Below are 25,510 nucleotides of genomic sequence, written 5' to 3'. Positions count from 1 at the left end.
CGAAAGGCTATGCTAAACTCTGCGCCTTTCTTCCGGCAACTGACCTGAATACTATGAAACACACTGTAGACGTAATGATTTCCGAGCAGGAAGTTAAGACCCGTATCGCCGAACTTGGCCGCCAGATCACCGAACATTACCGCGACAGCGGCAGTGACATGGTGCTGGTCGGGCTGCTGCGCGGCTCCTTCATGTTCATGGCCGATCTGTGCCGCGCGATCGACGTGCCGCACGAAGTCGACTTTATGACTGCCTCCAGCTACGGCAGCGGCATGTCCACCACCCGCGACGTGAAGATCCTCAAGGATCTGGACGAAGACATTCGTGGCAAAGACGTGCTGATCGTGGAAGACATCATCGATTCCGGCAATACGCTGAACAAGGTGCGCGAGATTTTGGCGCTGCGCGGGCCGAAATCGCTGGCGATTTGCACCCTGTTGGACAAACCTGAGCGCCGTGAAGTGCAGGTGCCGGTCGAATATGTCGGCTTCTCGATCCCGGATGAGTTCGTGGTGGGGTATGGCATCGACTACGCTCAGCGCTATCGCCACCTGCCGTACGTCGGCAAAGTGGTGCTGCTGGACGAGTGATCGATGTGGGGCGCGGCAAACCGCGCCCGCAGCGGGGTTATACGCCTTTATCCTGCTTCAGTTTGGCTATCGCTTTGCGGTAGCCCATCTCCAGGCTCTCGCGGCTGGTCGCCAGCACTTCCATATCGCGCAGACGGCCGTCCTGAATGCCGTATACCCAGCCGTGGATCATCACCTTCTGACCGCGCTTCCAGGCGGACTGCATGATGGTGGAGTGGCCCAGGTTGTATACCTGCTCAATGACGTTGATCTCGCACAGCATGTCGAAACGCTGTTCCGGCGGCAGCTCGCCCAGCAGCGAGCTGTGCTTGTACCACAGATCGCGAATGTGCAGCAGCCAGTTGTCGATCAAACCCAGCTCCGGGTTTTCCACCGCCGCCTGTACGCCGCCGCAACCCAGGTGGCCGCAGATGATGATGTGTTCGACTTCCAGCACATCTACCGCATACTGCACCACCGACAGGCAGTTAAGATCGGTATGGATAACGAGGTTCGCTACGTTGCGGTGGACGAACAGTTCACCCGGCTCAAGACCGGTCAGGCGTTCTGCGGGAACGCGGCTGTCAGAGCAACCAATCCATAAGAAACGGGGCTTTTGCGCCTGGGCTAAACGTTCAAAAAATTCCGGGTCTTCCTGGCTGATGCTGGCCGACCAAGCCTGGTTGTTGGCGATAAGCTCTTCGATTTCTTTCATGGAGGTTATTGACTCGTAACGAACAGATTGCGTTGGGGTAATATAGGGTAAGCGTCACAATTTGGAAATCGGAACAGTGGCGCAACCTCATTTTCCGCACGGATTCGACTCAGTGAAAACGCCGCTAATGCTAGGATTATTGTTATTGTCTCAAGCCTCGCAAACAGGGGCGCGGCGGCATACTCATCGTCATAAGGTACTATTTTACATATGAATTATGCACTGGAATTAGCGCAGCTGACCAAGACTTACGCCGGTGGCGTCAAGGCGCTGCGCGGCATCGACCTGAGCGTCGAAGCGGGGGATTTTTATGCCCTGCTGGGGCCCAACGGCGCCGGAAAATCCACCACCATCGGCATCATCAGCTCGCTGGTGAACAAAACCGCCGGCAGCGTGCGGGTGTTCGGTTACGACATCGATAAAGACATCGTCAACGCCAAGCGCCAGCTCGGCCTGGTGCCGCAGGAGTTCAACTTCAACCCGTTCGAGACCGTGTTGCAGATCGTGGTGAACCAGGCGGGTTACTACGGCGTCACGCGGCGTGAAGCGATGGCCCGCGCCGAAAAATACCTCAATCAGCTGGACCTGTGGGGCAAGCGCAACGAGCGCGCCCGCATGCTGTCCGGCGGCATGAAGCGCCGCCTGATGATCGCCCGCGCGCTGATGCATCAGCCGAAGCTGCTGATCCTCGATGAACCGACTGCCGGGGTGGATATCGAGCTGCGCCGCTCAATGTGGGGCTTCCTGAAAGAGCTGAACGCCCAGGGCACTACCATCATCCTCACCACCCACTATCTGGAAGAGGCGGAAATGCTGTGCCGCAACATCGGCATCATCCAGAACGGAGAGCTGGTGGAAAACACGTCGATGAAGGGGCTGCTGGCCAAACTGAAGTCGGAAACCTTCATCCTCGATCTGGCGGCGAAAAGCCCGCTGCCGAAGCTGGACGGTTATCATAGCCGCCTGACGGATACCTCGACGCTGGAAGTGGAAGTGATGCGCGAGCAGGGGCTGAACGGCCTGTTCGCCCAGCTGAGCGCGCAGGGCGTGCAGGTGCTGAGCATGCGCAACAAGGCGAATCGCCTGGAAGAGCTGTTTGTCACCCTGGTTAACGGCAATGGAGAGAAAGCATGACGCGTTTGTATTGGGTGGCCTTGCAGAGCATCTGGGCCAAAGAGGTGAACCGCTTCGCGCGCATCTGGATCCAGACCCTGGTGCCGCCGGTGATTACCATGACGCTGTACTTCATCATCTTCGGCAACCTGATAGGTTCGCGCATCGGCGATATGCACGGCTTCAGCTACATGCAGTTCATCGTGCCCGGCCTTATCATGATGGCGGTGATCACCAACTCCTACGCCAACGTCGCCTCGTCGTTCTTCAGCGCCAAGTTCCAGCGCAACATTGAGGAACTGCTGGTGGCGCCGGTGCCGACCCACGTGGTGATCGCCGGTTATGTCGGCGGCGGCGTGGCGCGCGGCATCTGCGTCGGTGTGCTGGTGACCATCATCTCGCTGTTCTTCGTACCGCTCCAGGTGCACGCCTGGTGGGTGATTGCGCTGACGCTGCTGCTGACGGCGATCCTGTTCTCGCTGGCGGGGCTGATCAACGCGGTGTTCGCCACCACCTTCGACGACATCAGTCTGATCCCGACCTTCGTGCTGACGCCGCTGACCTACCTGGGCGGGGTGTTCTACTCGCTGTCGCTGCTGCCGCCTTTCTGGCAGGCGGTGTCCAAGCTGAACCCGATCGTCTATATGATCAGCGGCTTCCGCTACGGTTTTCTCGGCGTTAACGACGTGCCGCTGGTCTTCACCATGGCGGTGCTGGTGGCGTTTATCGCGGTGTTCTACCTAGCGTCCTGGTACCTGATCGAGCGCGGCCGCGGCCTGCGCAGCTGATCCCGGCGCGCCCTCGCTTTCCCGGCGGGGGCGCTTTCCTTGATCTGGCGCAGACGGCGCGTAAATCAATAGAATTGCTCAAATAACCGTTAGTTCCCCGTTGTTCAAATCGTGCTATGCTGGCGCTCCACATTTCCTTCACTTTTGTCATTACGCACTCGTAAGCAGAACATCATCATGCGGCCTCAATACAAGTTAGCGGCTGGGTTACTCGGCATTCTGATGTCGTTGGTTTCCCCTGTGAGCCTGGCGAATTTGCTGTCGGAAGACAGCGCGGTTAAATCTGAATACATGGAAGCGCAACGCGACAGCGAAGTTTATGCGTTGGTGGGCGAACATGTGATCCCGGTAGGGGAAGTGAAACGCGGGCAGCTGATCCAGGTGTTCCCGGCAGATGCGGAATACTACGAATTCAAATTCGGGCACGGCACCGGCTTTATCGATAAAGATGACGTGCGTGAGCTGAAGAAGTCGCGCAAGGTGCAAGACGATCTGGGCGAACTGAACAAGCCGCTGACCAACCAGAATTTGATCACCCAAAAGGCGATCGACGTTTACACTGCGGCGGACAAAGAGAGCGAGGTCTTTGGCACGCTGGAAGGCAACCTGCGTTACCCGATCATCGGCAAGCTGAAGGATCGGCTTAACAACACCTGGTACGAGGTCAACATCGGCGATCGGCTGGGGTTCGTCAATGAACTGGACTGCGAGATCGATAACGGCATACCGGTGCTGACTTACCACCACCTGCTGAAAAACGAAGAGAACAAGCGCTTCCGCCACACGTCGACCACCACCTCAGACGCGGCGTTCAGCAACCAGATGACCTACCTGAAACAGGCGGGCTACGACACCATTTCGCTGTATCAGTTGGAAGCCTACCTGAAGAACCAGATCAACCTGCCGGGCAAGGCGATCGTGCTGACCTTCGACGACGGGCTGAAATCGGTTTATCGCTACGCTTATCCGGTATTGAAGGATTACGGTTTCCGCGCGACGGCGTTCATCATCTCTTCGCGCATCAAGCGCCACCCGCAAAAATGGAACCCGGACTCGCTGCAGTTTATGAGCATCTCGGAGCTGAAGCAGATTCAGGATGTGTTCGACGTACAGTCGCATACCCACTTCCTGCACCGCACCGACGGCAATCGCCAGCCGATTTTGCTGAGCCGCTCGCTGCACAATATCGAGTTCGATTTTGAGCGTTCACGCCGCGCGCTGTCGCAGTTCAATCCGCACGTGCTGTATCTGTCTTATCCGTTCGGCGGCTACAATCAGCGGGCGATTCAGGCGGCGCAGGATGCCGGCTTCCATATGGCGGTGACCACGGTGCAGGGCAAGGTGAAGCCGGGGGATAATCCCTATACGCTGAAGCGGCTGTATATTCTGCGCACCGATTCGATCCAGACCATGGCGGATCGAATAGCCAACAAGCCGGGCACGGTGGTGGTGCAGTAAGGGAGAACGGGCGCGCAAGGCGCCCGTTTTTATTGTCAGGCGACCTGAACCGGCACGGCTTTCGCCTTGCGCTGCAGGTTGTTGTCACCTTCGAAATAGGCGACTTTCGGGTGATGTTGGCGAGCGTCGGCGTCGGTCATCTGCACATAGGAGCAGATGATCAGTTTGTCGCCTACGCAGGCGCAGCGCGCGGCGGCGCCGTTGACCGAAATGATGCGCGAACCGCGCTCGGCGGCGATGGCGTAGGTGGAGAAGCGCTGGCCGTTATCCACGTTGTAGATGTCGATCGCTTCATATTCCAGAATGCCGGCGGCCTCCAGGAAATCCTGGTCGATGGCGCAGGACCCTTCATAGTGCAAGTCAGCCTGAGTGACTTTGACGCGATGCAGCTTGCCTTGCAGCATAGTACGTATCATAGCTTTACCTAACTGAATATCGGCCTTCACAGGCGCTGGGGTTGAACATCTCTCCTGCATCCCTGCAATCTCTATCGTCACCGATTGCCCCGCGATTGTCTACCAATGGTCTTGGCTTCAGGGTGACGACAGTATAAAAAATGGCTTACAGCGTCAGATCGACTTGCTGGTTGTCGATAAGACGCGCCTTGCCCAACCAGGCGGCCATCAGCACCACCGCCCGTTGGCTGTCCACCGTCAGCGGCTGCAGACTGTCGGCGTCGCGAATGAACAGCTCATCCGGCGTAAAGCCGGCGGCGCGCAGCTGCTCGGCAGTCTGCTCCAGCAGTTCTTCGACATGGCGTTCGCCATTGGCCAGCTGTTGCGCCAGCGCGTTCATGATCTTGCTCAGCTGCGGCGCGATCTTGCGCTCTTCGGCGGTCAGGTAACCGTTGCGCGAACTGAGGGCCAGGCCGTCTTTGGCGCGTACGGTCGGCACGCCGACGATGTCGATGTCGTAACCCATGTCCGCCACCATTTTGCGGATCAGCGCCAGCTGTTGGTAATCCTTCTCGCCGAAACAGGCCAAATCAGGTTGCACCAGATTGAACAGCTTGCTGACGATGGTGGAAACGCCGCGGAAGTGGCCCGGCCGGCTGGCGCCTTCCAGGATGGTGGAGATGCCCGGCACGTCGACGTAGGTCTGCTGCTCCAGCCCCTGCGGATAGACCGCGGCCGGGGCCGGCGCGAACACCAGATCGACGCCGCGGCGGGTCAGCTTCTCGCTGTCTTCCTGCAGCGTGCGCGGGTAGCGCGCCAGATCGTCCGGTCGCTCGAACTGCATCGGGTTGACGAAGATGCTCACCACCACCACGTCGGCACGGGCGCGCGCTTCATCGACCAACGTCATGTGGCCGTCGTGCAGGTTGCCCATGGTCGGCACCAGCGCGATGCGTTTGCCTTCCTGGCGCCAGCGGCGGATCTGCTGGCGCAGCATCGGCAGGGTTTCGATAATAATCATTGGGTAACTCCTGGAACCATCGCTTAGTTAAAAGAGTGTTCAGCCGCCGGGTAGAGGCCTTGCTCCACTTCCTGAATGTAGTGCTGCACCGCCGTGCGGATATCGCCGCTCTGCGCCAGGAAGTTCTTGGCGAACTTCGGCGTGTGGCCGCCGGTGATGCCGAAGGCGTCGTGCATCACCAGGATCTGGCCGTCGGTGCCGTTGCCGGCGCCGATACCGATGACCGGAATGGACAGCGCTTCGGTGATCTGGCGCGCCAGTTCGGTCGGCACGCACTCCAGCACCAGCAGCTGAATGCCGGCCAGCTCCAGATTCTGCGCGTCCTGCAGCAGCTGTTTGGCGGCCAGTTCGTCGCGCCCTTGCACCTTATAGCCGCCGAACACGTTGACCGACTGCGGCGTCAGGCCCAGGTGGCCGCACACCGGCACCGCGCGCTCGGCGAGCATTTTCACCGTGTCGCACAGCCAACTGCCGCCTTCCAGTTTCACCATGTTGGCGCCGGCGCGCATCAGCTCGGCGGCATTGGCGAAGGTCTGTTCGGGGGTGGCGTAACTCATGAACGGCAGATCGGCCAGCAGCAGGCAGGCCGGCGCGCCGCGGCGCACGGCGCGCGTGTGATAGGCCACGTCGGCGACGGTGACCGGCAGCGTGGAGTCGTGGCCCTGTAGCGTCATGCCCAGCGAATCGCCCACCAACAGGACTTTGATGCCTTGCTCTTCAAACAGTTTGGCAAAGCTGGCATCGTAGGCGGTAAGGGTAGCAAACTTGCGTTGCTCCTGTTTCCACTGGCGCAAATGGGTCACGGTGGTGGGTTTCATCACAACGTCTCCTGAAACGGGCCGTGCGGCGTACGCAGGCCCAGGCTGCAAAAAAAGTGCAGCCATTCTACTGTAACCCGATCGGGGTGGGTAGCGCGGATCGCCATGCTTAAGCGGTTCTTAAGAACCTTGTGGTGCAATGGCGCCATGACTTAAAAGGGATACTCATGCGAATTTTGCTGATCGAAGATGACAAACTGATCGGGGACGGCATCAAGGCCGGGCTGACCAAACTCGGCTTCAATCTGGACTGGTTCACCGATGGCGCCGTCGGTAAAAACGCGCTGGACAGCGCGCCCTACGACGCGGTGATCCTCGATCTCAGTCTGCCGGGCCTCGATGGCCTGGATCTGCTGCGCCAGTGGCGCCAGGCCGGACAGGATGTGCCGGTATTGATCCTCACCGCCCGCGACGCGCTGGAGCAGCGGGTCAGCGGGCTGCAAAGCGGCGCCGACGATTACCTGTGCAAGCCGTTCGCGTTGGCCGAAGTGGCGGCGCGGCTGCAGGCGCTGATCCGTCGTCGCCACGGCCAACTGATGCCGCAGTTGACGCACGGCAACGTGGTGTTCGACAGCGCCACCCGCAGCGTGAGCTGCAACGGCGAGCCGGTGACGCTGACGCCGCGTGAATTGGCGGTGCTGGAACTGTTCCTGCACAACAAGGGGCGGGTGCTGGCGCGGCCGTTGATTCAGGAGAAGCTGTATAACTGGGACGACGAGGTGAGCAGCAACGCGGTGGAAGTGCATATTCATCACCTGCGGCGCAAGCTGGGCAACGGTTTCATCCGCACCATCCACGGCGTGGGTTACACGCTGGGGGATGCGCCGTGAAGCGTCTCAGCCTGCGGCTGCGTCTGATCCTGATCTTCAGCCTGTTGGCGCTGCTGACCTGGAGCACCGCCAGCGTGGTGGCCTGGGTGATGTCGCGCAACACCATCAACGAAGTGTTCGACACCCAACAGATGCTGTTCGCCAAACGGCTGGCGACCGCCAACCTCGGCGATCTGCTGGCCGATGAAAGCGCGCGCAGCCTGCCGAAAACCAAGAAGCTGGTGCACCACGGCAAGCGTGGCGAGCAGGACGACGACGCGCTGGCGTTCGCCATCTTCGATCGTCAAGGCAAGATGCTGCTCAACGACGGCGAGAACGGCGCCGACTTCCTGTTTGACGAAGAGCGAGAAGGTTTTACCGACGGCGAGCGCAAAGGTGATGACGACAGCTGGCGTCTGCTGTGGCTGACCAGCCCGGACGGTCGTTACCGTATCGTGGTTGGTCAGGAATGGGATTACCGGCGCGATATGGCGCTGGGCATGGTGACCGGCCAACTGGTGCCCTGGCTGGTGACGCTGCCGGTGCTGATGCTGCTGATCGCGCTGATGGTAGGGCGCGAGCTGCGGCCGCTGCGCGCGGTGGCGGCCGGTTTGCGCCGGCGCGCACCCGATGACGAGACGCCGCTGGACGCGCGCCAGGTGCCGACTGAGGTGCGTCCGCTGGTGGATGCGCTCAATGCGCTGTTCGCCCGCATCAACGCTTTGCTGGTGCGGGAACGGCGCTTTACCTCCGATGCCGCGCACGAGCTGCGTAGCCCGCTGGCGGCGCTGCGGGTGCAGACCGAAGTGGTGCAGTTGGCGGGGGACGATGCGCCGATGCGCGAGCATGCGCTGGACAATTTGACGGTGGGCATCGATCGCGCCACCCGGCTGGTGGATCAACTGCTCACGCTGTCGCGGCTGGATTCGCTGTCGGATTTGGCCGAGCTGGCGCCGGTCGACTGGAACGAACTGGTGACGATGACCCTGGCGGAACAGGATAAGCAGGCTCATGCGGCGGGCGTGACGCTGCGTTATGAACAGCAGGGAACGCCGCCGGCGCGTCAGGGCCAGACCTTGCTGCTGTCGCTGCTATTGCGCAACTTGCTGGACAACGCGGTGCGCTACACCCCGAAGGGCGGCGTGGTCACCGTGACATTGAGCGAACGCTCGCTGACGGTGGAGGACGACGGTCCGGGGGTGACCACGGAGCATCTGGCGCGGCTGGGAGAACGCTTCTATCGCCCGCCGGGGCAGGAACAAACCGGCAGCGGGCTGGGATTATCGATCGTACAGCGCATCGCCGGGCTGCATGGTTTGCAGGTCAGCTTCGCCAATCGCCCGGCGGGCGGGTTCGTTGCGCGGCTGGCGCTGTAGGCGGGTCAGGACTTCGGTTTGGGCTGATGCCACAGCGCCATGCCGTTTTCCGGCACGCGCTTGAGGCAGCTGGCGAGCGGTTCGCCATCGGGGAAAATCAGGTCAGGGGCGATTTCCGCCAGCGGGTAGAGCATGAATTCGCGCTCTTTCAGGCCGTAATGCGGCACCGTCAGACGCTCGGTATGGATCGCCTTGTCGCCGTACAGCATGATGTCCAGATCGAGCGTGCGTGGCCCCCAGCGTTCGTCCTTGCGCACGCGCCCCTGATTGCGTTCTATCGCCTGGGTATGGTCGAGCAGCTGTTCGGGCGGCAACAGGGTATCCAGTGCCACCACCGCATTGAGAAAGTCCGGCTGGTTTTGCGGCCCCAGCGGCTTGGTGCGGTAAAACGAAGAACAGGTGACCAACCGGGTGCGCGGGAGATGCTCCAGCGCCTCCAGTGCGGCTTTAACCTGTTGCAGCGGCTGCGCCAGGTTGCTGCCCAGCGCGATATAAACGCGGATCATTATGCCCCTTCTTTACGCGGTGCCCGGCGGCGAGGGCGGCGTTGACGCGCGCGGCGCGGCGCCGGATCGTCACCCAGGGTGCTCAGCATGGCTTTCTGCCGCGCCGGCGTGGCGTCCTGGAATTCGCCCCACCACTCGGCCAGACGCAACATTTCCTGATTGTCTTCCACTTCCGCGCGCAGCGCCAGCAAATCATAGGCTGCGCGGAATTTCGGATGCTCCATCAGTTTGTGCGCGCGTTTGCCCTGGCGGCGGGACAGGCGCAGCTGCAGCTGCCAGATATCGCGCACCAGCGTGGTGATGCGTTTCGGGATGGCCAACGAGCGGCACTGCTCGTCGAGCACGTCGTTCATCGCCAGAGCGAAGGCGTCGTAATAGGCCAGGCCGCTTTCCTGCGCCAGCTTCTGCGCGTGCTCCAGCAGCGGGTACCACAGCATGGCGGCGAACAGGAACGCCGGATTGACGCGCATGTCGTTCTGCAGACGATGATCGGTGTTTTTCAGCACCTGCACCAGAATGCGTTCCATCGGCGTATCGTGGTTCGGCGTAAAGTTTCGGGCGATCAGCGGGAACAGCGGTTGGAACAGCTGGTATTCGCACAGCTTCAGGTAGGTCTGGAAACCGTAACCCGCCTGCAGCAGCTTGAGGGATTCTTCGAACAGACGCGCCGGTGGGATCTCATGCAGCAGCGAGGCCAGACGAGGGATCGGCTCGGCGGTTTCTTCGCTGATGCGCATATCCAGTTTGGCGGCGAAGCGCACCGCGCGCAGCATGCGCACCGGATCTTCGCGGTAGCGGGTTTCCGGATCGCCGATCAGGCGAATCACGCCTTGTTTCAGGTCGTTCAGGCCGCCGACGTAATCGCGCAGGGTGAAATCCGCCACGCCGTAGTACAGGCTGTTGATGGTGAAATCACGGCGCTGGGCGTCTTCCTCGATCGAGCCGAAGATGTTGTCGCGCAGCAGCATGCCGTTTTGCGCCTGCTGGGAGGAGTTCTTGTCGGATTCCTGATTTTGTTCGTGGTGGCCGCGGAAAGTAGCCACTTCGATGATCTCCGGCCCGAACATCACGTGCGCCAGGCGGAAACGGCGACCGACCAGGCGGCAGTTGCGGAACAGCTTGCGCACTTGCTCCGGCGTGGCGTTGGTGGTGATGTCGAAGTCTTTCGGCTTTTTGCCGAGCAACAGATCGCGTACGCCGCCGCCGACCAGATAGGCCTCGTAGCCGGACTTGTTCAGGCGATAAAGCACTTTCAGCGCATTCTCGCTGATGTCTTTGCGGGAAATCGAGTGCTGTTCGCGCGGGATCACGGTCATCGAGTCGTTGCTCTCGGCGAGGGGGAAAGGCGGACGCTTGCGCGGCGTTGAGCGGCGGGCAGGGGCGCTGCTGCCGTTATCGGCGGCGCGCGGCTGCGGCGCAGGGCGGCTTGGCGCCGCGGCACGCTCTTCGCGGACTACGTTTTTATCGCCGGCCGCCGCGTCGTCGCGGGGCAGCTTGTCATCGCGGGTCAGTACCTTACGACAGAAGTTGGCTACTCGGGTAAAAATGGTACACCTCGATAGTGACTGATAAAAATGGAGCTAACAAAAAATAGCGGCTAATCATAGCTCACCAGGGCTCCTTTGAGAATGCCGGCGTGTTTTCATCCAGAGGGATAGCCTCCTGACGCGGCACGTTTTCCAACCGCCAATGTTCGACTGCCCAGCTCAATAATAATGGCAGGTCAAGATCTTGCCAGCTTTCCGGCAGCGGTTGGCGCAGAAATTCCAGCGCGGCGATCAGCACCGGGCGCGGATCGCCTGCGGGCAACGCCGGCGCATGATTTTGCTTCGACAGCTTGATGCCGTTGGCGCCCAGCGCCAGCGGCAGATGCACATAGGCGGGCACCGGCGCCTGCAGCTGGCGGTAGAGGGCGATTTGGCGCACCGTCGGTTCGATCAGGTCGGCGCCGCGCACAATCTCGGTCACGCCCTGAAAATGGTCGTCGATCACCACCGCCAGGTTATAGGCGAACAGCCCGTCGCGGCGGCGAATGATGAAGTCTTCTCCCGCCAGAGCAGGATCGGCGTGCAGCTCTCCCTGCAGGCGATCGTGAAAGCCGTAAACGGGCGCGGTCTGGCGCAAGCGGATGGCGGCACCCTGCGGGCCGAGCTGCAAATCGCGGCAGTGGCCGTCGTACAATCCGCCGATGTGCTGGATGCGGCTGCGGGTGCAGGTGCAGTAATAACTGAGCCCCTGGCGCTGCAACAGATCCAGCGTGGCGCGGTAGGCATCGTGACGTTGGGATTGATAGATGACCTGGCCGTCCCAGTGGAGACCATAATGTTCCAGCGCGGACAGGATGCGAGCGGCGGCGCCGGGGACTTCACGCGGCGGGTCGATATCTTCGATGCGAACCAGCCACTGCCCGCGTTGGGCGCGAGCCTGAAGGTAGCTTCCCAGAGCGGCAATCAGCGAACCGAAATGCAGATCCCCGGAAGGCGATGGGGCAAAGCGCCCCACATAATGACTTTCTTGCATATCAGAGGGGAGAGGTTCCCTTTTCTCTGTGCGGCGCGCGAGGGTGCGCACGCCGCAGCGGTAACAACGGTATTAGCCGGCCATCTGCTTTTCGCGGATCTCAGCCAGCGTCTTGCAGTCGATGCACAGATCGGCGGTCGGACGCGCTTCGAGGCGACGAATACCGATCTCCACGCCACAAGATTCGCAGTAGCCGAAATCATCGTCTTCCACTTTCTTCAGCGTTTTCTCGATCTTTTTGATCAGTTTGCGTTCACGGTCACGGTTACGCAGTTCAAGGCTGAACTCTTCTTCCTGAGTGGCACGGTCGGCCGGATCAGGGAAGTTGGCTGCCTCTTCTTGCATATGCGATACAGTACGGTCCACTTCGTCCCTGAGCTGGTTGCGCCACGCTTCAAGAATGCGCTTGAAATGCGACAACTGGGCGTCGTTCATGTACTCTTCGCCCGGCTTCTCTTGGTACGGCTCCACCCCAGCGATGGCGAGAATGCTCAAGGACGAGGTTTTACGGTTTTGCCCTTCTTGCATGTTGCTTCTCCTACATACACACGCACTATCGAATCCCCAATGCGGGGGAAAAACAGGCCGCTATAAATAACAGAAGGAAGGTAGGTTGGCAATTATTCCTGTCGCCCGCTTGACAATCGTGTGAAGGAAGGCGTATTTGGCGATCGTGCTGGTCGGTTGTCTATTTATAGGGACCCGACTGCGCTAATCGATAAAAAACGGCAGCTTATCGCAGAGATAAATACCGTCAGGTGATAATTTTGCCCCGTAGCAAACCACTTCCACTCCCAACTGCCGGACCTGTGCCAACAGCGCCGCATAGCGCTCATCTATATGATGTGCCGGTGCGACCTGCTCAATACCGCTGTGTAACACGGCAAAGAACAACACCGCCCGTTGCCCGCTTTCAACCACGCTGAGCAACTCACGCAGGTGCTTTTGCCCTCTGAGCGTTACCGCATCAGGAAAGTAACCACGTTGTTGTTGCAGTAATGTGACTGACTTAACTTCAATATAGCAGTTAACCCGGTTTTCTGCCTGTAATAACAAATCGATACGGCTGTTTTCAGCGCCGTATTTCACTTCGCCGCTAATTTTACTGTAACCGGATAATTCATTGATTAAATTGTGTTCGATTGCCTCGCGCACCAGCGCGTTGGCACGCAGGGTGTTGACACAGATCCAGTGCCCCTGTTGGGTATGGGTCAGTTCCCAGCTGTGGGCGTATTTGCGTTTGGGATTGTCCGAGGTGGAGTACCAAACGGTGTCGCCAGGCGTAGCGCAACCGGTCATGGCACCGGTATTGGCGCAGTGCAGCGTAAAGGTTTCCCCTTCCGGGGTGATCACGTCCGCCAGAAAGCGCTTGTAACGTTTGATCAGCGTGGCGGAGCGCAGCGGTGGAGAGAAAATCATGCGGATGCCTGCTTGGCCAGCGGCCACTGTTCGAGGTGTTGGTAACGAGTGCGGCCGTGTTCGAATACCGACTCATACAAGGAAAAGGCGTCGGCGCTGAATGTCCAACCCGGCGTCGCCGGCGGGATCGCCACCGGCTGGGTGGCGGCGCGCAGCAGCGTGATATGCGGATGGAACGGCAACGCGCTTTGATGGCAGCCGCTGCGGGCGGCCTGCGAACGCAACAGCTCGGCCAACTGCAACAGCCCGCGCGGCGCGCGGCGGGTGCCGAGCCAGACCACGCCGGGGCGCGGCCAATGGCCGAGATCGTCGAGCCGCATGCTGAAGCCGGGTTGCACGATGCGGCCGGCCAGCTTGCGCAGCGCCAGCTCTTTTTGGGCGGAGACCTCGCCGAGAAACGCCAGCGTCAGGTGCAAATTGGCCGCCACCACCGGTCGGCCGGCCTCTGGCGCGAACGCCTCGGCGCGCCAGCGGATCACCTGCTGTTGCAGGGCGTCAGGCAAGGACAAGGCGAAAAACAGGCGGCGCGAATTGGACATGGGGGCTCGGTAAATAATGACAAATCCGTCGGGACAGACATGAATGCGGCTTGCAACGGCCCCACGAGGGGCGGGGCACATGGATGAGCTCCGTACTATAGCTAACGCCGCCGCAGTTTGAAAGGCTACGGGGATACAGCTAATGCTACACTGTACGCCGTTTAACGTTAACCACTACGGAGAATTCAGTGTCTTCATTGCCCGTCAGCGCGGTGCTCGATGAGTTGCTGGCTGCGCTGCAGTCTGCCCCGCAGGTGCTGTTGCACGCCCCGACCGGCGCCGGTAAATCCACCTGGTTGCCGCTGCAGATCCTGGCTAACGCCGGGCTGCCGGGGCGCATTATCATGCTGGAGCCGCGGCGGCTGGCGGCGAAAAACGTCGCTTACCGTCTGGCGCAGCAACTGGGAGAAGAGCCCGGTCAGACCGTGGGCTACCGCATGCGCGCCGAAAGTAAAAGCGGGCCGCAGACCCGGCTGGAGGTCGTGACGGAAGGCATTCTCACCCGCATGCTGCAGCAGGATGCCGAGCTGCAGGGCGTATCGTTGGTGATCCTCGATGAATTCCACGAGCGCAGCCTGCAGGCCGATCTGGCGCTGGCGCTGCTGCTCGATGTGCAGCAAGGGCTGCGCGACGATCTGAAACTGCTGATCATGTCGGCTACGTTGGATAACGCCCGTATGACGCAGCTGCTGCCGGAAGCGCCGGTGGTGGTGTCCGAAGGGCGCAGCTTCCCGGTTGAGCGCCAGTATCAGCCGTTGGCCAGCCATCTGCGGCTGGAAGACGGCGTTGCGGCGGCGGTGAAGCGCCTGCTGGCCGAGCAGGCGGGGTCGTTGCTGCTGTTCCTGCCGGGTGTGGCGGAGATCAATCGGGTGCTGGAGCGCTTGACCGGCGAGGTGGCGAGCGATACCGATCTTTGCCCGCTGTATGGCGCGTTGCCGCTGGCGCAGCAGCAAAAAGCGATTCAGCCGGCGGCGTCTGGCCGCCGCAAGGTGGTGCTGGCGACCAACATCGCCGAGACCAGTCTGACTATTGAAGGCATTCGGTTGGTGGTGGACAGCGGCCTGGAGCGCGTGGCGCGCTACGAGGTGCGCAACGGTTTGACGCGGCTGGCGACGCAGCGCATCAGTCAGGCTTCGATGGTGCAGCGCGCCGGGCGTGCTGGGCGCCTGGAGCCGGGCATTTGCTGGCACCTGTTCGCCAAGGAGCAGGCGGAGCGTGCGGTGGAACACGCTGAACCGGAAATTTTACAGAGCGATCTCACCGGTTTCTGGCTCGAGCTGCTGCAGTGGGGTTGTCATGATCCGGCGCAGCTGACCTGGCTTGACGCGCCTCCGGCGGCGGCATTGGCGGCGGCCAGGGCGTTGCTGCAGCGGCTGGGGGCCACGGATGACGGCGACAAGCTCACCGCGTCGGGGCGCCAGATGGCCGCATTGGGCTGTGAGCCACGGCTGGCGGCGATGCTGGTCGCCGGCGCGGCGCTGAGCGCCGATGGCCTGGCAACGGCGGCGTTGCTGGCGGCATTGCTGGAGGAGCCGCCGCGCGGCGGGCAGATGGATATCGGCTACTGGCTGAGCCGCCCGCAGCCGAACTGGCGGCAGCGCGCCGCGCAGTTGGCCAAACGCCTGCCGCAGCATGCGGGGCAAATCGATATCGATCTGGCACCGCGTCTGCTGGCGCTGGCGTTTACCTATCGCATCGCCCAGCGGCGCGGTCAGGATGGCCGCTACCTGCTGGCCAACGGCATGGGTGCGGCGATGAACCAGGACGAAGCGCTGTCGCGTGCGCCGTGGCTGATCGTCCCCAGTCTGTTGCAGGGCCACAACAGCCCCGATGCGCGTATTTTGCTGGCGTTGCCGGTCGATATCGAGGCGCTGGCGGCGCAGCTGCCGGCGATCGTCACGCCGCGTACGGCGGTGGAGTGGGATGAAGAGAAGGGCACGCTGCGCGCCTGGAAGCGCCAGCAGATCGGCCGTCTGACGCTGCGCGCCCAGCCGCTGGCCAAACCGGCGGATGAAGAGCTGCAGCAGGCGCTGCTCGATTGGGTGCGCGCGCAGGGGTTGGCGGTGCTCAACTGGGAGGGCGCCGCCGAACAATTGCGGGTGCGCCTGCAGTGCGCGCAAGCCTGGCTGCCGGAGGCGGAATGGCCGGCGATGGACGAAGAACCGCTGCTGGCGGCGTTGGAACAGTGGCTGCTGCCGTCGCTGAGCGGCGTGCGCGATCTGCGCGGGTTGAAGCAGGTCAACATCGCCGAGGCGCTGTCACGGCTGTTGGACTGGCAGCAAAAGCAGCGGCTGGATAATGCGCTACCCACTCATTACACTGTGCCGACCGGCAGCCGCTTGCCAATCCGTTATGAGGCCGGCAAACCGCCGGCGCTGGCGGTACGATTGCAGGAAGTGTTCGGTGAGCAGCGCAGCCCGATGCTGGCGGAGGGTCGCATCCCGGTGGTGCTTGAGTTACTCTCACCGGCGCACCGGCCGTTGCAAATCACCGGCGATCTGGCGGCCTTCTGGCAAGGCGCCTATCGTGAGGTGCAAAAAGAGATGAAGGGCCGCTACCCGAAACATGCGTGGCCGGACGACCCGGCCACGGCGGTACCGACGCGCCGAACGAAGAAATATCAGTAGGCCGCGAGCATTTAAGGTTTGGAATTCAGATGTTTCTTCTGGTCAGCGCCATGGCGTCGGCACAGATTAAGCGACTCATTATGGCCGGCAGTGTCGGCAAGCTCGGAGAACAACAGCCATGGCTGGGGATGACCGCGAGCCCATCGGGCGCAAAGGAAAACAACCAAAAAGCACCGCGTCGCGCAAGCCGCCGCGCCGCCGCCGAGACGACGATTATGACGATTACGAAGAAGACGAGTATGACGATGATGAGTATGAAGAGGAGGAGGAACGCATGCCGCGTAAGGTAAAAGCGACTCCGCCGCGTAAAAAACGCCGCTGGCTCGGCCTGTTTATCAAACTGATCCTGGTGATCGCTGTCCTGTTGGCGATCTATGGCGTCTACCTGGACTCGCAGATCCGCAGCCGCATCGACGGTAAAGTCTGGCAGCTGCCGGCGGCGGTGTACGGCCGCATGGTCAACCTGGAACCGGGCATGCCGTACAGCAAGAAGGAAATGGTCAACCTGCTGGAAGGCATGCAGTATCGCCAGGTCAGCCGCATGACACGTCCGGGCGAGTTTACCGTGCAGGCTAACAGCATCGAGATGCTGCGCCGCCCGTTCGACTTCCCGGATGGTAAAGAAGGCCAGATCCGCGCTCGCCTCGATTTCCAGAACAACCGCCTGGCGAAGATCGAAAATCTGGACAGCGGCCGCAGCTTCGGCTTCTTCCGCCTCGATCCGCGTCTTATCACCATGCTGCAGTCGCCGAACGGCGAACAGCGTCTGTTTGTACCGCGCTCCGGCTTCCCGGATCTGCTGGTGGATACGCTGATCGCCACGGAAGACCGCCACTTCTATGAGCATGACGGCATCAGCCCTTACTCCATCGGCCGTGCGGTGCTGGCCAACCTGACCGCCGGCCGTGCAGTGCAGGGCGGCAGTACCCTGACGCAGCAGCTGGTGAAGAACCTGTTCCTGAGCAACGAACGTTCGCTGTGGCGTAAGGCCAACGAAGCCTATATGGCGCTGTTGGTGGATTACCGTTACAGCAAGGACCGCATTCTGGAACTGTATCTGAACGAGGTGTACCTCGGCCAGAGCGGCAGCGATCAGATCCGCGGTTTCCCGTTGGCCAGCCTGTACTACTTCGGCCGTCCGGTGGACGAGCTGAGCCTCGATCAGCAGGCGCTGCTGGTCGGCATGGTCAAGGGCGCGTCGCTGTACAACCCGTGGCGCAACCCGAAACTGGCGCTGGAGCGCCGCAATCTGGTGCTCAAGCTGTTGCAGAACCAGGGCGTGATCGACGGCGAGCTGTATGACATGCTGAGCGCGCGTCCGCTGGGCGTGCAGCCGAAAGGCGGCGTCATTACGCCACAGCCGGCGTTTATGCAGATGGTGCGCCAGGAACTGCAGAGCAAGCTGGGCGATAAGGTCAATGACCTGTCCGGCGTGAAGATCTTCACCACGCTGGATCCGGTGTCGCAAGACGCGGCGGAAAAAGCGGTCGAAGACGGCATTCCGGCGCTGCGCGCCGCGCGTCATCTGCAGGATCTGGAAGCGGCGATGGTGATTGTCGATCGCTTCAGCGGTGAAGTGCGCGCCATGGTCGGCGGCGCCAACCCGCAGTTCGCCGGTTTCAACCGCGCCATGCAGGCGCGCCGTCTGGTCGGCTCGTTGGCCAAGCCGCCGACGTACCTGACCGCGCTATCCGAACCGGATAAATACCGCCTCAACACCTGGCTGGCGGATGCGCCGCTGTCGCTGAAACAGCCGAACGGGGCCGTTTGGCAGCCGAACAACTATGACCGTAAATTCCGCGGTCAGGTGATGCTGGTGGATGCGCTGGCCAACTCGCTGAACGTGCCGACGGTGAACCTCGGTCTGTCGGTTGGGCTGGATCAGATCAGCGCCACGCTGCAACGTCTGGGCATCCCAAAAGCGGAGATCAACCCGGTGCCTTCGATGCTGCTGGGGGCGATCGGCCTGACGCCGATGGAAGTGGCGCAGGAGTATCAGACCATCGCCAGCGGCGGTAACCGTGCGCCGCTGTCGGCGGTGCGATCGGTGATCGCCGAAGACGGCACTGTGCTGTACCAGAGCTTCCCGCAGGCGGAACGCATGGTGCCGGCGCAGGCCGCTTACCTGACGCTGTATGCGATGCAGCAGGGCGTAGCGCGCGGGACCTCCCGTTCGCTGTCGGTGAAGTTCCCGAACTACAACCTGGCGGCGAAAACCGGTACCACCAACGATTTGCGCGACAGCTGGTTTGCCGGCATCGACGGTAAAGAGGTGGCGATCGCCTGGGTGGGGCGCGACAACAACGGCCCGGCCAAGCTGACCGGCGCCAACGGTGCCTTGACCCTGTATCGCCGTTATCTGGAAAACCAGACGCCGCTGCCGCTGATGCTGCAGCCGCCGGAAGGCATTAACCAGATGAGCATCGACTCTGCCGGCAACTTTATCTGCGGCGGTGGCAGTTGGCGCACCATCCCGGTCTGGACCGACAATCCGCAGGGATTGTGCCAGGCCAGCCAGGCGGCGGTGCAGCAACAGCAGCAACCGGCGGCGGGTGAGCAAAAAGATGGCGATGGCGTCGCCGGCTGGATCAAGGATATGTTCGGTCAGTAATCGCTACCGGGGCGCCGGCCCCGGTGAAAATTTTTTCTTTGTTATTAAGCCCGTAACCTTGGTTGCGGGTTTTTTTGTTTTTCCGCTCGTTTTATTTCCCTGCTAACCGCAAGGCTAAGCGCCTAATCCTTAACCTATTTGCCCTGTGAATTCGGCTTGCAGTTTAATTTGGCTTCTGCATAAAATGCGACGCTTATAATAATTATTATCGTTTACATTCGTCATTTAATTATTCATCAGAGAAATCAACTATGCCGACCAAGCGTCTTTCATCATCTGCGGCCAAGCAGGGCCGTACTCCCGTCAGCGCGTTAGCGATCACCGTCGCCGCGGCGTTGGGCACGCTGGCGATGCCGGCTTTCTCCGCCGACGCCAAGCCGGCCGCCAAGGAAGACACGATTACCGTTGTGGGCGGCAGCAATACCGCCCAGCAGGAAAGCGCCTGGGGGCCGGTCGGTACCTATGTCGCCAAACGCAGCGCCACCGGCACCAAAACCGATACGCCGATCGAGAAGAACCCGCAGTCCGTTTCCGTGGTGACGCGTGAAGAGATGGACATGCGCCAGCCGGATACGGTGAAAGGCGCGCTGGCCTATGCGCCGGGCGTATTCGCCAGCCGCGGCAGCTCCACCACCTATGACGCGGTGGCGATCCGCGGCTTCCCGGCCACCAACACCACCCAGTATCTGGATGGCCTGCGGTTGCTGGGCAACAACTACAGCGAAGCGTCCATCGATCCTTATTTCCTTGAGCGAGCCGAGCTGCTGCGCGGCCCGGTTTCGGTGCTGTACGGCAAAAGCAACCCGGGCGGTTTGGTCGCCATGGTCAGCAAACGGCCAACCACCGAACCGCTGCGCGAAATCCAGTTCAAGATGGGCACCGATAACCTGTTCCAGACTGGCTTCGATTTCAGCGACGCGCTGGACGATCAGGGCATCTATTCCTACCGTCTGACCGGCCTGGCGAAAGACAGCGATACGCAGCAGACCATGAGCAAAGAGAAGCGCTATGCGATCGCGCCGTCCTTTAGCTGGCGTCCAGATGACAAAACCAACCTCACGCTGTTGGCCAACATTCAAAACGATCCTTATACCGGCTTTTACGGCTGGTTGCCGAAACAGGGGACGCTGATACCGTTGCCGGATGGCAGCAAACTGCCGACCGATTTCAACGAGGGCGAAGCCAGCAACTACATGTCCCGCAAACAACGGATGATCGGCTACAGCTTCGAACACGCCTTCAACGATACCTGGGCGGTGCGCCAGAATCTGCGCTATATGCAGCTGGACACCGATATGAAGAGCATTTATGGATATGGTTTGTCATCGCCGACGACGATCAATCGCCTCTATGTTCAATCGAAGGAACACCTGAACAATTTCTCCGTAGATACCCAGGCGCAGGCGAAGGTGAAAACGGGACAGGTTGATCACACCCTATTGTTTGGGGTGGATTACTCGCGCATGCGTAACGATATCAATGCCGCATATGGTTCTGCGGAAGGTCTTAGTATGACCAATCCGCAATACGGAAATGACGCTGTCAACATCAACTTCCCCTACCATTACCTGAACCGTCAGGAGCAAACCGGCCTGTATGTGCAGGAACAAGGGGAGTGGAACCAGTGGCTGTTGACGCTGGGCGGTCGCTATGACTGGGCGAAGACCTCCGCTTACAATCGTGATACGAATTTGACGGATCAGCAAACCGACCGGCAGTTTACCTGGCGCGGCGGTCTGAACTACCTGTTCGACAATGGCGTGACGCCGTATTTCAGCTACAGCGAGTCGTTTGAGCCGAATTTGGGTACAACCCGCGGAGGCAGCACCTTCAAGCCTTCTATCGGCAAGCAGTATGAAGCCGGCGTGAAATACGTGCCGAAGGATCGCCCGATCGTGCTGACCGGCGCCCTGTATCAGCTGACCAAAAGCAATAATCTGACGCCGGATCCGGCCAATCCGCAGTTCAGCGTGCAGAGCGGCGAGATCCGTTCGCGCGGCGTGGAGTTGGAAGCCAAGGCGGCGTTGAACGCCAACGTCAACCTGATCGCCTCCTATACCTATACCGATGCGAAGTACACCAAGGACAATACCTATCAGGGTAAACCGACCGTCGAGATGCCGAAACACTTGGCTTCGCTGTGGGCGGATTACACCTTCCACGAAACGGCGTTGAGCGGCCTGACGTTGGGCTCCGGTGTGCGCTACGTCGGCTCCAGCTCGAGCTTCAACAGCGATAACTCCGCCTTCAAAGTACCGGACTACACGCTGGTGGACGCTACCATTAAATACGATCTGGCGCGCTTTGGCCTGCCGGGCTCATCCGTGGGCGTTAACATCAATAACCTGTTCGACAAGACCTACGTGTCGAGCTGCTACAGCGACTACGCCTGCTATTGGGGCGCAGAACGCCAGGTGGTCGCCACCGCAACCTTCCGTTTCTAACCGGATAGCCGGGGCGGCGCCGTGTCGCCCCGGACAAAGCAGGATCTATGCAGGACAAACTTCTTAATCCCGGCGCGACCTTCGCGCTGGATAACGCCAGCTTCGCCGTCCCCGGTCGGGTGCTGTTGCAACCGCTGTCGCTCGGTTTTCCCCAGGGCAAAGTCTGCGGCCTGATCGGCCATAACGGTTCCGGTAAATCCACTTTGTTGAAACTGCTCGGGCGGCACCATGCGCCCAGCGACGGCCAGGTATTGCTCAATCAGCAGCCGTTGGCGCAGTGGGACAGCAAGTCTTTCGCCCGCCAGGTGGCCTACCTGCCGCAGCAGTTGCCGGCGGCGGAAGGCATGACGGTGCGCGAGCTGGTGGCCGTCGGCCGTTATCCGTGGCATGGCGCGCTGGGGCGTTTTGGTGCCAACGATCGTCAACAGGTGGAAGAGGCCATCGCGCTGGTGGGCTTGAAGCCGTTCGCCAATCGGCTGGTGGACAGCCTGTCCGGCGGCGAGCGCCAACGCGCCTGGCTGGCGATGATGGTGGCGCAGGACAGCCGCTGCCTGCTGCTCGACGAACCGACCTCGGCGCTGGACATCGCGCACCAGGTCGACGTGTTGGCGCTGATCCAGCGCTTGAGCCGCGAACGCGATCTCACGGTGATCGCCGTGCTGCACGACATCAACATGGCGGCGCGCTACTGTGACCATTTGGTGGCGCTGCGCGGCGGTGAAATGATCGCCCAGGGCGGCCCGCTGGAATTGATGCAGGGGCCGGTGCTGGAGCAAATTTACGGTATTCCTATGGGCACGTTGCCGCACCCGAGCGGCGGCGCGCCGGTGAGTTTTGTCTACTGATGTCTTCTGCATTCACATCTTCTCACGATCCACTGCGCCGCCGTCTGCTGATGGCGTTGGCGTTGTCGCCGCTGTTGGGCTCGTTGCCCGGTCGAGCGGCAGATGCGCCGCCGGATATCGCGCGCGTTGCGGCGCTGGAATGGCTGCCGATCGAGCTGCTGTTGGCATTGGGCGTGACGCCGCTGGCGGTGGCCGATGTCCATAACTACAACCTGTGGGTGGCGGAGCCGAAGCTGCCGGCGACGGTGGTCGACGTCGGGCAGCGCACCGAGCCTAACCTCGAACTGTTGCAGCAGCTCCAGCCTTCGCTGGTGTTGCTGTCGCAAGGCTATGGCCCGACACCGCGAAAAATCCAACCCATCGCGCCAACCATGAGCTTCGGCTTCAACGACGGCAGCGGCAAACCGCTGACCGTGGCCCGCCAGTCGCTGCTGGCGTTGGGGCAGCGGTTGGGCATAGAAAGCCGGGCGGCAAATCACCTGGCGCAGTTCGACCGCTTTATGCAGGACGCACGTCAGCGTCTGCAAAGCTACACCCGGCAACCGCTGCTGTTGTTTTCCCTGATCGACACGCGCCATGCGTTGATCATCGGCCAGAAAAGCCTGTTCCAGGAAGCGATGGATCAACTGGGCATTCGCAATGCCTGGCAGGAGCAAACCGACTTCTGGGGCACGGCGGTAGTGGGGATTGAACGGTTGGCCTCGGTGCGTAACGCCCGGGTCATTTATCTCGACCACGGTAATCAGGCGATGATGGACAAGGTCAGCGCGACGCCGCTGTGGCAGTCGTTGCCCTTCGTGCGGCAAAACCAGCTGCGGCAGGTGCCGGCGGTGTGGTTCTACGGCGCCACGCTGTCGACGATGCGCTTTTGCCGCCTGTTGGCGCAGGCCCAGGAGAGGGCGTCATGAATTCGGGCATCCGGAAATTACCGCTGACGCTGATCCTGCTGTTGCTGGCGGCGTCAGGTGGCCTGACGATATACAACCTGATGCAGCAATTGCCACCGGCGCAATGGGCGCAGGCGCTCAGCGCGCCGGACATCGACGATGTGCGGCAAATGCTGTTCCATTACAGTCTGCTGCCGCGGTTGACGGTGTCGCTGTTGGCCGGCGCCGGTCTGGGGCTGGTCGGCGTCCTGTTCCAGCAGGTGTTGCGCAACCCGTTGGCGGAGCCGTCGACGCTCGGCGTTGCCGCCGGCGCGCAGCTCGGCTTGACCATCGCCACGCTGTGGGTGCTGCCGGGGGGCGAATTCACCCGGCAGCTGGCCGCTATGGTGGGGGCGGTCGTGGTGGGAGGACTGGTGTTCGGCGTCGCCTGGGGCAAGCGTATGTCGCCGGTTACGCTGATTCTGGCCGGTCTGGTGCTGGGGCTGTACTGCGGCGCAGTCAACAGCCTGTTGGCGCTGTTTAATTACGATCAGCTGCAGGGCATGTTCCTGTGGGGCACCGGCGCGTTGAACCAACAGGACTGGAGCGCGGTACAGTTTATCCTGCCGCGCTTGCTGGTGGCCGGCGCGCTGGCGGCGCTGTTGCTGCGCCCGCTGACGTTGCTGGGGCTGGACGATGGCGTGGCGCGCAACCTGGGGCTGGGGCTGTCGATGGCGCGTTTCTGCGCTCTCGGGTTGGCCATTATCTTCAGCGCCATGTTGGTGAGCGCGGTGGGCGTTATCGGCTTTATCGGCCTGTTCGCGCCGCTGATGGCGAAGATGCTGGGCGCCCGTCGTCTGGCGCACCGCATGATGCTGGCGCCGCTGCTGGGGGCGCTGTTGCTGTGGTTGACCGATCAGGTGATGATCGGGGTGACGCAGGTGTGGCGTGAAATCCCGACCGGTGCGGCCACCGCGCTGTTCGGCGCGCCGCTGCTGCTGTGGCTGTTGCCGCGTTTGCGCAGCGCCGCCACGCCGCCACCGATGAACCTGGGCGACAAGGTGCCTGCCGAACGCGGGCATCTGGCGGGCTGGATTGGCCTGGCCGGCATCGTGTTGCTGATTGGCCTGACGCTGGCACTGATGCTGGGCAAAAATGCCGGCGGCTGGCACTGGAGCCAGGGGGCGGAACTGGACTCCCTGCTGCCGTGGCGCTGGCCGCGGGTGCTGTCGGCGTTGGCCGCGGGCATGATGCTGGCGGTCGCCGGCACGCTGATTCAGAAACTGACCGGCAACCCGATGGCCAGCCCGGAAGTGTTGGGCATCAGTTCCGGCGCCGCTTTTGGCGTCGTGATGATGTTGTTTATGGTGCCGGGCGACGCCTTCGTTTGGCTGTTGCCCGCCGGCAGTCTGGGGGCGGCCGCGACGCTGCTGATCATCATGATCGCCGCTGGCCGCGGCGGTTTCTCGACCGAACGGATGCTGCTGGCCGGCATCGCGCTCAGCACGGCTTTTACTACCGTCATCTTCCTGCTGCTGGCCAGCGGCGATCCGCGTATGGGGGGCTTGCTGACCTGGCTCTCCGGCTCGACCTATTCTGTGGAGCCGGCGCAGGCGCTGCGCACCGCGCTGGTGGCCGCCGGCCTGATGGTATTGGCGCCGTTGTGCCGCCGTTGGTTGACCATCCTGCCGCTCGGCGGCGCCACCGCCCGTTCGGTGGGCATTGCGCTGACGCGGGCGCGGTTGACCATTCTTTTATTGGCCGCCGTGCTGACCGCGATGGCGACCCTGACCGTAGGGCCGTTGAGCTTTGTCGGGCTGATGGCACCGCATATGGCGCGCATGCTGGGCTTCCGCCGTGCGCTGCCGCAGATGGTGATCGCCGCGCTGCTGGGCGGCTTGCTGATGGTGTTTGCCGACTGGTGCGGGCGGATGCTGCTGTTCCCGTACCAGATCCCCGCCGGGTTATTGGCGACCTTTATCGGTGCGCCGTACTTCGTTTATCTGTTGCGTAAGCAGACGTCGTAATCGGCGTCTCGCCGTGCTTTTTCTGCCATCAAAGGCTCAGCGTC

22 protein-coding genes are annotated in these 25,510 nt (G+C 61.5%); 12 read left to right on the top strand and 10 right to left on the bottom strand.

The window, feature by feature from the left end:
- Positions 1-53: 53 nt before the first annotated feature.
- On the top strand, positions 54-590 hold the full coding sequence (hpt, locus tag ACRAWE_RS16425) for a hypoxanthine phosphoribosyltransferase (protein ID WP_048234659.1): 537 nt from the start codon (positions 54-56) through the stop codon (positions 588-590).
- Positions 591-627: 37 nt separating this feature from the next.
- Here hpt and can read toward each other — a convergent pair whose 3' ends face one another.
- Positions 628-1,284 (bottom strand): carbonate dehydratase, encoded by a 657-nt coding sequence (can, locus tag ACRAWE_RS16420; protein ID WP_019456069.1) that lies wholly within the window; start codon positions 1,282-1,284, stop codon positions 628-630.
- A gap of 210 nt (positions 1,285-1,494) precedes the next feature.
- Here can and ACRAWE_RS16415 point away from each other — a divergent pair, with 210 nt between their 5' ends.
- The 3 genes from ACRAWE_RS16415 to ACRAWE_RS16405 all read left to right on the top strand — a co-directional run bounded on the left by ACRAWE_RS16415 (position 1,495) and on the right by ACRAWE_RS16405 (position 4,643).
- Positions 1,495-2,418 (top strand): ABC transporter ATP-binding protein, encoded by a 924-nt coding sequence (locus ACRAWE_RS16415; RefSeq protein ID WP_015379030.1) that lies wholly within the window; start codon positions 1,495-1,497, stop codon positions 2,416-2,418.
- A complete protein-coding gene (locus ACRAWE_RS16410) occupies positions 2,415-3,185 on the top strand; it encodes an ABC transporter permease (protein WP_019456068.1) in 771 nt (256 codons plus the stop codon). The genes ACRAWE_RS16415 and ACRAWE_RS16410 overlap by 4 nt, the downstream gene beginning before the upstream one ends.
- A 177-nt stretch (positions 3,186-3,362) precedes the next feature.
- Positions 3,363-4,643, top strand: coding sequence for a polysaccharide deacetylase family protein (locus ACRAWE_RS16405; RefSeq protein WP_074055102.1), 1,281 nt, complete (start codon positions 3,363-3,365; stop codon positions 4,641-4,643).
- Between the two features lie 35 nt (positions 4,644-4,678).
- Here ACRAWE_RS16405 and panD read toward each other — a convergent pair whose 3' ends face one another.
- The 3 genes from panD to panB form a co-directional block, all read right to left on the bottom strand.
- Positions 4,679-5,059 (bottom strand): aspartate 1-decarboxylase, encoded by a 381-nt coding sequence (panD, locus tag ACRAWE_RS16400; protein ID WP_004937544.1) that lies wholly within the window; start codon positions 5,057-5,059, stop codon positions 4,679-4,681.
- Between the two features lie 145 nt (positions 5,060-5,204).
- Positions 5,205-6,059 carry a pantoate--beta-alanine ligase gene (gene panC, locus ACRAWE_RS16395; protein WP_019456066.1) on the bottom strand — a complete coding sequence of 285 codons (855 nt, stop codon included), beginning with the start codon at positions 6,057-6,059 and terminating at the stop codon, positions 5,205-5,207.
- 23 nt (positions 6,060-6,082) lie between these two features.
- Positions 6,083-6,877: a 3-methyl-2-oxobutanoate hydroxymethyltransferase gene (panB, locus tag ACRAWE_RS16390; protein WP_004937548.1), complete on the bottom strand. Its 795-nt coding sequence runs from the start codon at positions 6,875-6,877 to the stop codon at positions 6,083-6,085.
- A gap of 167 nt (positions 6,878-7,044) precedes the next feature.
- On the opposite strand from panB, the gene qseB reads away from it, so the two are divergent.
- Both qseB and qseC read left to right on the top strand, forming a co-directional pair.
- Positions 7,045-7,707 (top strand): quorum sensing response regulator transcription factor QseB, encoded by a 663-nt coding sequence (qseB, locus tag ACRAWE_RS16385; RefSeq protein ID WP_004937550.1) that lies wholly within the window; start codon positions 7,045-7,047, stop codon positions 7,705-7,707.
- Positions 7,704-9,062, top strand: coding sequence for a quorum sensing histidine kinase QseC (qseC, locus tag ACRAWE_RS16380; RefSeq protein WP_063919676.1), 1,359 nt, complete (start codon positions 7,704-7,706; stop codon positions 9,060-9,062). Before qseB ends, qseC begins: the two co-directional genes overlap by 4 nt.
- Positions 9,063-9,067: 5 nt before the next feature.
- Here qseC and folK read toward each other — a convergent pair whose 3' ends face one another.
- The 6 genes from folK to thpR all read right to left on the bottom strand — a co-directional run bounded on the left by folK (position 9,068) and on the right by thpR (position 14,046).
- Positions 9,068-9,568, bottom strand: a complete 501-nt coding sequence (gene folK, locus ACRAWE_RS16375) for a 2-amino-4-hydroxy-6-hydroxymethyldihydropteridine diphosphokinase (RefSeq protein ID WP_432525625.1) — start codon at positions 9,566-9,568, stop codon at positions 9,068-9,070.
- Complete coding sequence (gene pcnB / locus ACRAWE_RS16370; protein ID WP_071532880.1) at positions 9,568-11,115, bottom strand: polynucleotide adenylyltransferase PcnB; 1,548 nt, start codon at positions 11,113-11,115, stop codon at positions 9,568-9,570. The genes folK and pcnB overlap by 1 nt, the downstream gene beginning before the upstream one ends.
- Before the next feature lie 61 nt (positions 11,116-11,176).
- Positions 11,177-12,088 (bottom strand): tRNA glutamyl-Q(34) synthetase GluQRS, encoded by a 912-nt coding sequence (gene gluQRS, locus ACRAWE_RS16365; protein WP_019456063.1) that lies wholly within the window; start codon positions 12,086-12,088, stop codon positions 11,177-11,179.
- A gap of 72 nt (positions 12,089-12,160) precedes the next feature.
- Positions 12,161-12,616, bottom strand: coding sequence for an RNA polymerase-binding protein DksA (gene dksA, locus ACRAWE_RS16360; protein WP_004937569.1), 456 nt, complete (start codon positions 12,614-12,616; stop codon positions 12,161-12,163).
- A gap of 183 nt (positions 12,617-12,799) precedes the next feature.
- Positions 12,800-13,507 (bottom strand): DNA/RNA nuclease SfsA, encoded by a 708-nt coding sequence (sfsA, locus tag ACRAWE_RS16355; RefSeq protein WP_019456062.1) that lies wholly within the window; start codon positions 13,505-13,507, stop codon positions 12,800-12,802.
- A complete protein-coding gene (gene thpR, locus ACRAWE_RS16350) occupies positions 13,504-14,046 on the bottom strand; it encodes an RNA 2',3'-cyclic phosphodiesterase (protein ID WP_019456061.1) in 543 nt (180 codons plus the stop codon). Before thpR ends, sfsA begins: the two co-directional genes overlap by 4 nt.
- A 188-nt stretch (positions 14,047-14,234) precedes the next feature.
- Between thpR and hrpB the strand changes: the two genes are divergently transcribed.
- The 6 genes from hrpB to fhuB all read left to right on the top strand — a co-directional run bounded on the left by hrpB (position 14,235) and on the right by fhuB (position 25,466).
- Positions 14,235-16,673, top strand: coding sequence for an ATP-dependent helicase HrpB (hrpB, locus tag ACRAWE_RS16345; protein ID WP_432525623.1), 2,439 nt, complete (start codon positions 14,235-14,237; stop codon positions 16,671-16,673).
- 118 nt (positions 16,674-16,791) lie between these two features.
- Entirely contained in the window at positions 16,792-19,284 is a 2,493-nt protein-coding gene (gene mrcB, locus ACRAWE_RS16340) for a bifunctional glycosyl transferase/transpeptidase (protein ID WP_019456059.1), read from the top strand.
- 251 nt (positions 19,285-19,535) lie between these two features.
- Positions 19,536-21,728: a ferrichrome porin FhuA gene (fhuA, locus tag ACRAWE_RS16335; RefSeq protein WP_063919673.1), complete on the top strand. Its 2,193-nt coding sequence runs from the start codon at positions 19,536-19,538 to the stop codon at positions 21,726-21,728.
- A gap of 47 nt (positions 21,729-21,775) precedes the next feature.
- A complete protein-coding gene (gene fhuC, locus ACRAWE_RS16330) occupies positions 21,776-22,573 on the top strand; it encodes a Fe3+-hydroxamate ABC transporter ATP-binding protein FhuC (protein ID WP_019456057.1) in 798 nt (265 codons plus the stop codon).
- Positions 22,573-23,481 carry a Fe(3+)-hydroxamate ABC transporter substrate-binding protein FhuD gene (gene fhuD, locus ACRAWE_RS16325; protein ID WP_063919672.1) on the top strand — a complete coding sequence of 303 codons (909 nt, stop codon included), beginning with the start codon at positions 22,573-22,575 and terminating at the stop codon, positions 23,479-23,481. The genes fhuC and fhuD overlap by 1 nt, the downstream gene beginning before the upstream one ends.
- Entirely contained in the window at positions 23,478-25,466 is a 1,989-nt protein-coding gene (fhuB, locus tag ACRAWE_RS16320) for a Fe(3+)-hydroxamate ABC transporter permease FhuB (protein ID WP_432525622.1), read from the top strand. Before fhuD ends, fhuB begins: the two co-directional genes overlap by 4 nt.
- The last annotated feature ends 44 nt before the right edge of the window (positions 25,467-25,510 follow it).

The organism is Serratia sp. BFP-2025, assembly GCF_050880365.1.
Taxonomy (GTDB): Bacteria; Pseudomonadota; Gammaproteobacteria; order Enterobacterales; family Enterobacteriaceae; genus Serratia; species Serratia surfactantfaciens.
This window is presented reverse-complemented; position numbering and strand designations above follow the sequence as displayed.

Bases quoted from the DNA above. Each gene is read 5' to 3' on its own strand.
- folK (WP_432525625.1), bottom strand. From the start codon at position 9,568: ATGATCCGCGTTTATATCGCGCTGGGCAGCAACCTGGCGCAGCCGCTG.
- fhuD (WP_063919672.1), top strand. From the start codon at position 22,573: ATGTCTTCTGCATTCACATCTTCTCACGATCCACTGCGCCGCCGTCTG.
- hpt (WP_048234659.1), top strand. From the start codon at position 54: ATGAAACACACTGTAGACGTAATGATTTCCGAGCAGGAAGTTAAGACC.
- ACRAWE_RS16415 (WP_015379030.1), top strand. From the start codon at position 1,495: ATGAATTATGCACTGGAATTAGCGCAGCTGACCAAGACTTACGCCGGT.
- qseB (WP_004937550.1), top strand. From the start codon at position 7,045: ATGCGAATTTTGCTGATCGAAGATGACAAACTGATCGGGGACGGCATC.
- ACRAWE_RS16405 (WP_074055102.1), top strand. From the start codon at position 3,363: ATGCGGCCTCAATACAAGTTAGCGGCTGGGTTACTCGGCATTCTGATG.
- fhuC (WP_019456057.1), top strand. From the start codon at position 21,776: ATGCAGGACAAACTTCTTAATCCCGGCGCGACCTTCGCGCTGGATAAC.
- panB (WP_004937548.1), bottom strand. From the start codon at position 6,877: ATGAAACCCACCACCGTGACCCATTTGCGCCAGTGGAAACAGGAGCAA.
- panD (WP_004937544.1), bottom strand. From the start codon at position 5,059: ATGATACGTACTATGCTGCAAGGCAAGCTGCATCGCGTCAAAGTCACT.
- fhuA (WP_063919673.1), top strand. From the start codon at position 19,536: ATGCCGACCAAGCGTCTTTCATCATCTGCGGCCAAGCAGGGCCGTACT.
- can (WP_019456069.1), bottom strand. From the start codon at position 1,284: ATGAAAGAAATCGAAGAGCTTATCGCCAACAACCAGGCTTGGTCGGCC.
- gluQRS (WP_019456063.1), bottom strand. From the start codon at position 12,088: ATGCAAGAAAGTCATTATGTGGGGCGCTTTGCCCCATCGCCTTCCGGG.
- mrcB (WP_019456059.1), top strand. From the start codon at position 16,792: ATGGCTGGGGATGACCGCGAGCCCATCGGGCGCAAAGGAAAACAACCA.
- sfsA (WP_019456062.1), bottom strand. From the start codon at position 13,507: ATGATTTTCTCTCCACCGCTGCGCTCCGCCACGCTGATCAAACGTTAC.
- panC (WP_019456066.1), bottom strand. From the start codon at position 6,059: ATGATTATTATCGAAACCCTGCCGATGCTGCGCCAGCAGATCCGCCGC.
- dksA (WP_004937569.1), bottom strand. From the start codon at position 12,616: ATGCAAGAAGGGCAAAACCGTAAAACCTCGTCCTTGAGCATTCTCGCC.
- fhuB (WP_432525622.1), top strand. From the start codon at position 23,478: ATGAATTCGGGCATCCGGAAATTACCGCTGACGCTGATCCTGCTGTTG.
- ACRAWE_RS16410 (WP_019456068.1), top strand. From the start codon at position 2,415: ATGACGCGTTTGTATTGGGTGGCCTTGCAGAGCATCTGGGCCAAAGAG.
- thpR (WP_019456061.1), bottom strand. From the start codon at position 14,046: ATGTCCAATTCGCGCCGCCTGTTTTTCGCCTTGTCCTTGCCTGACGCC.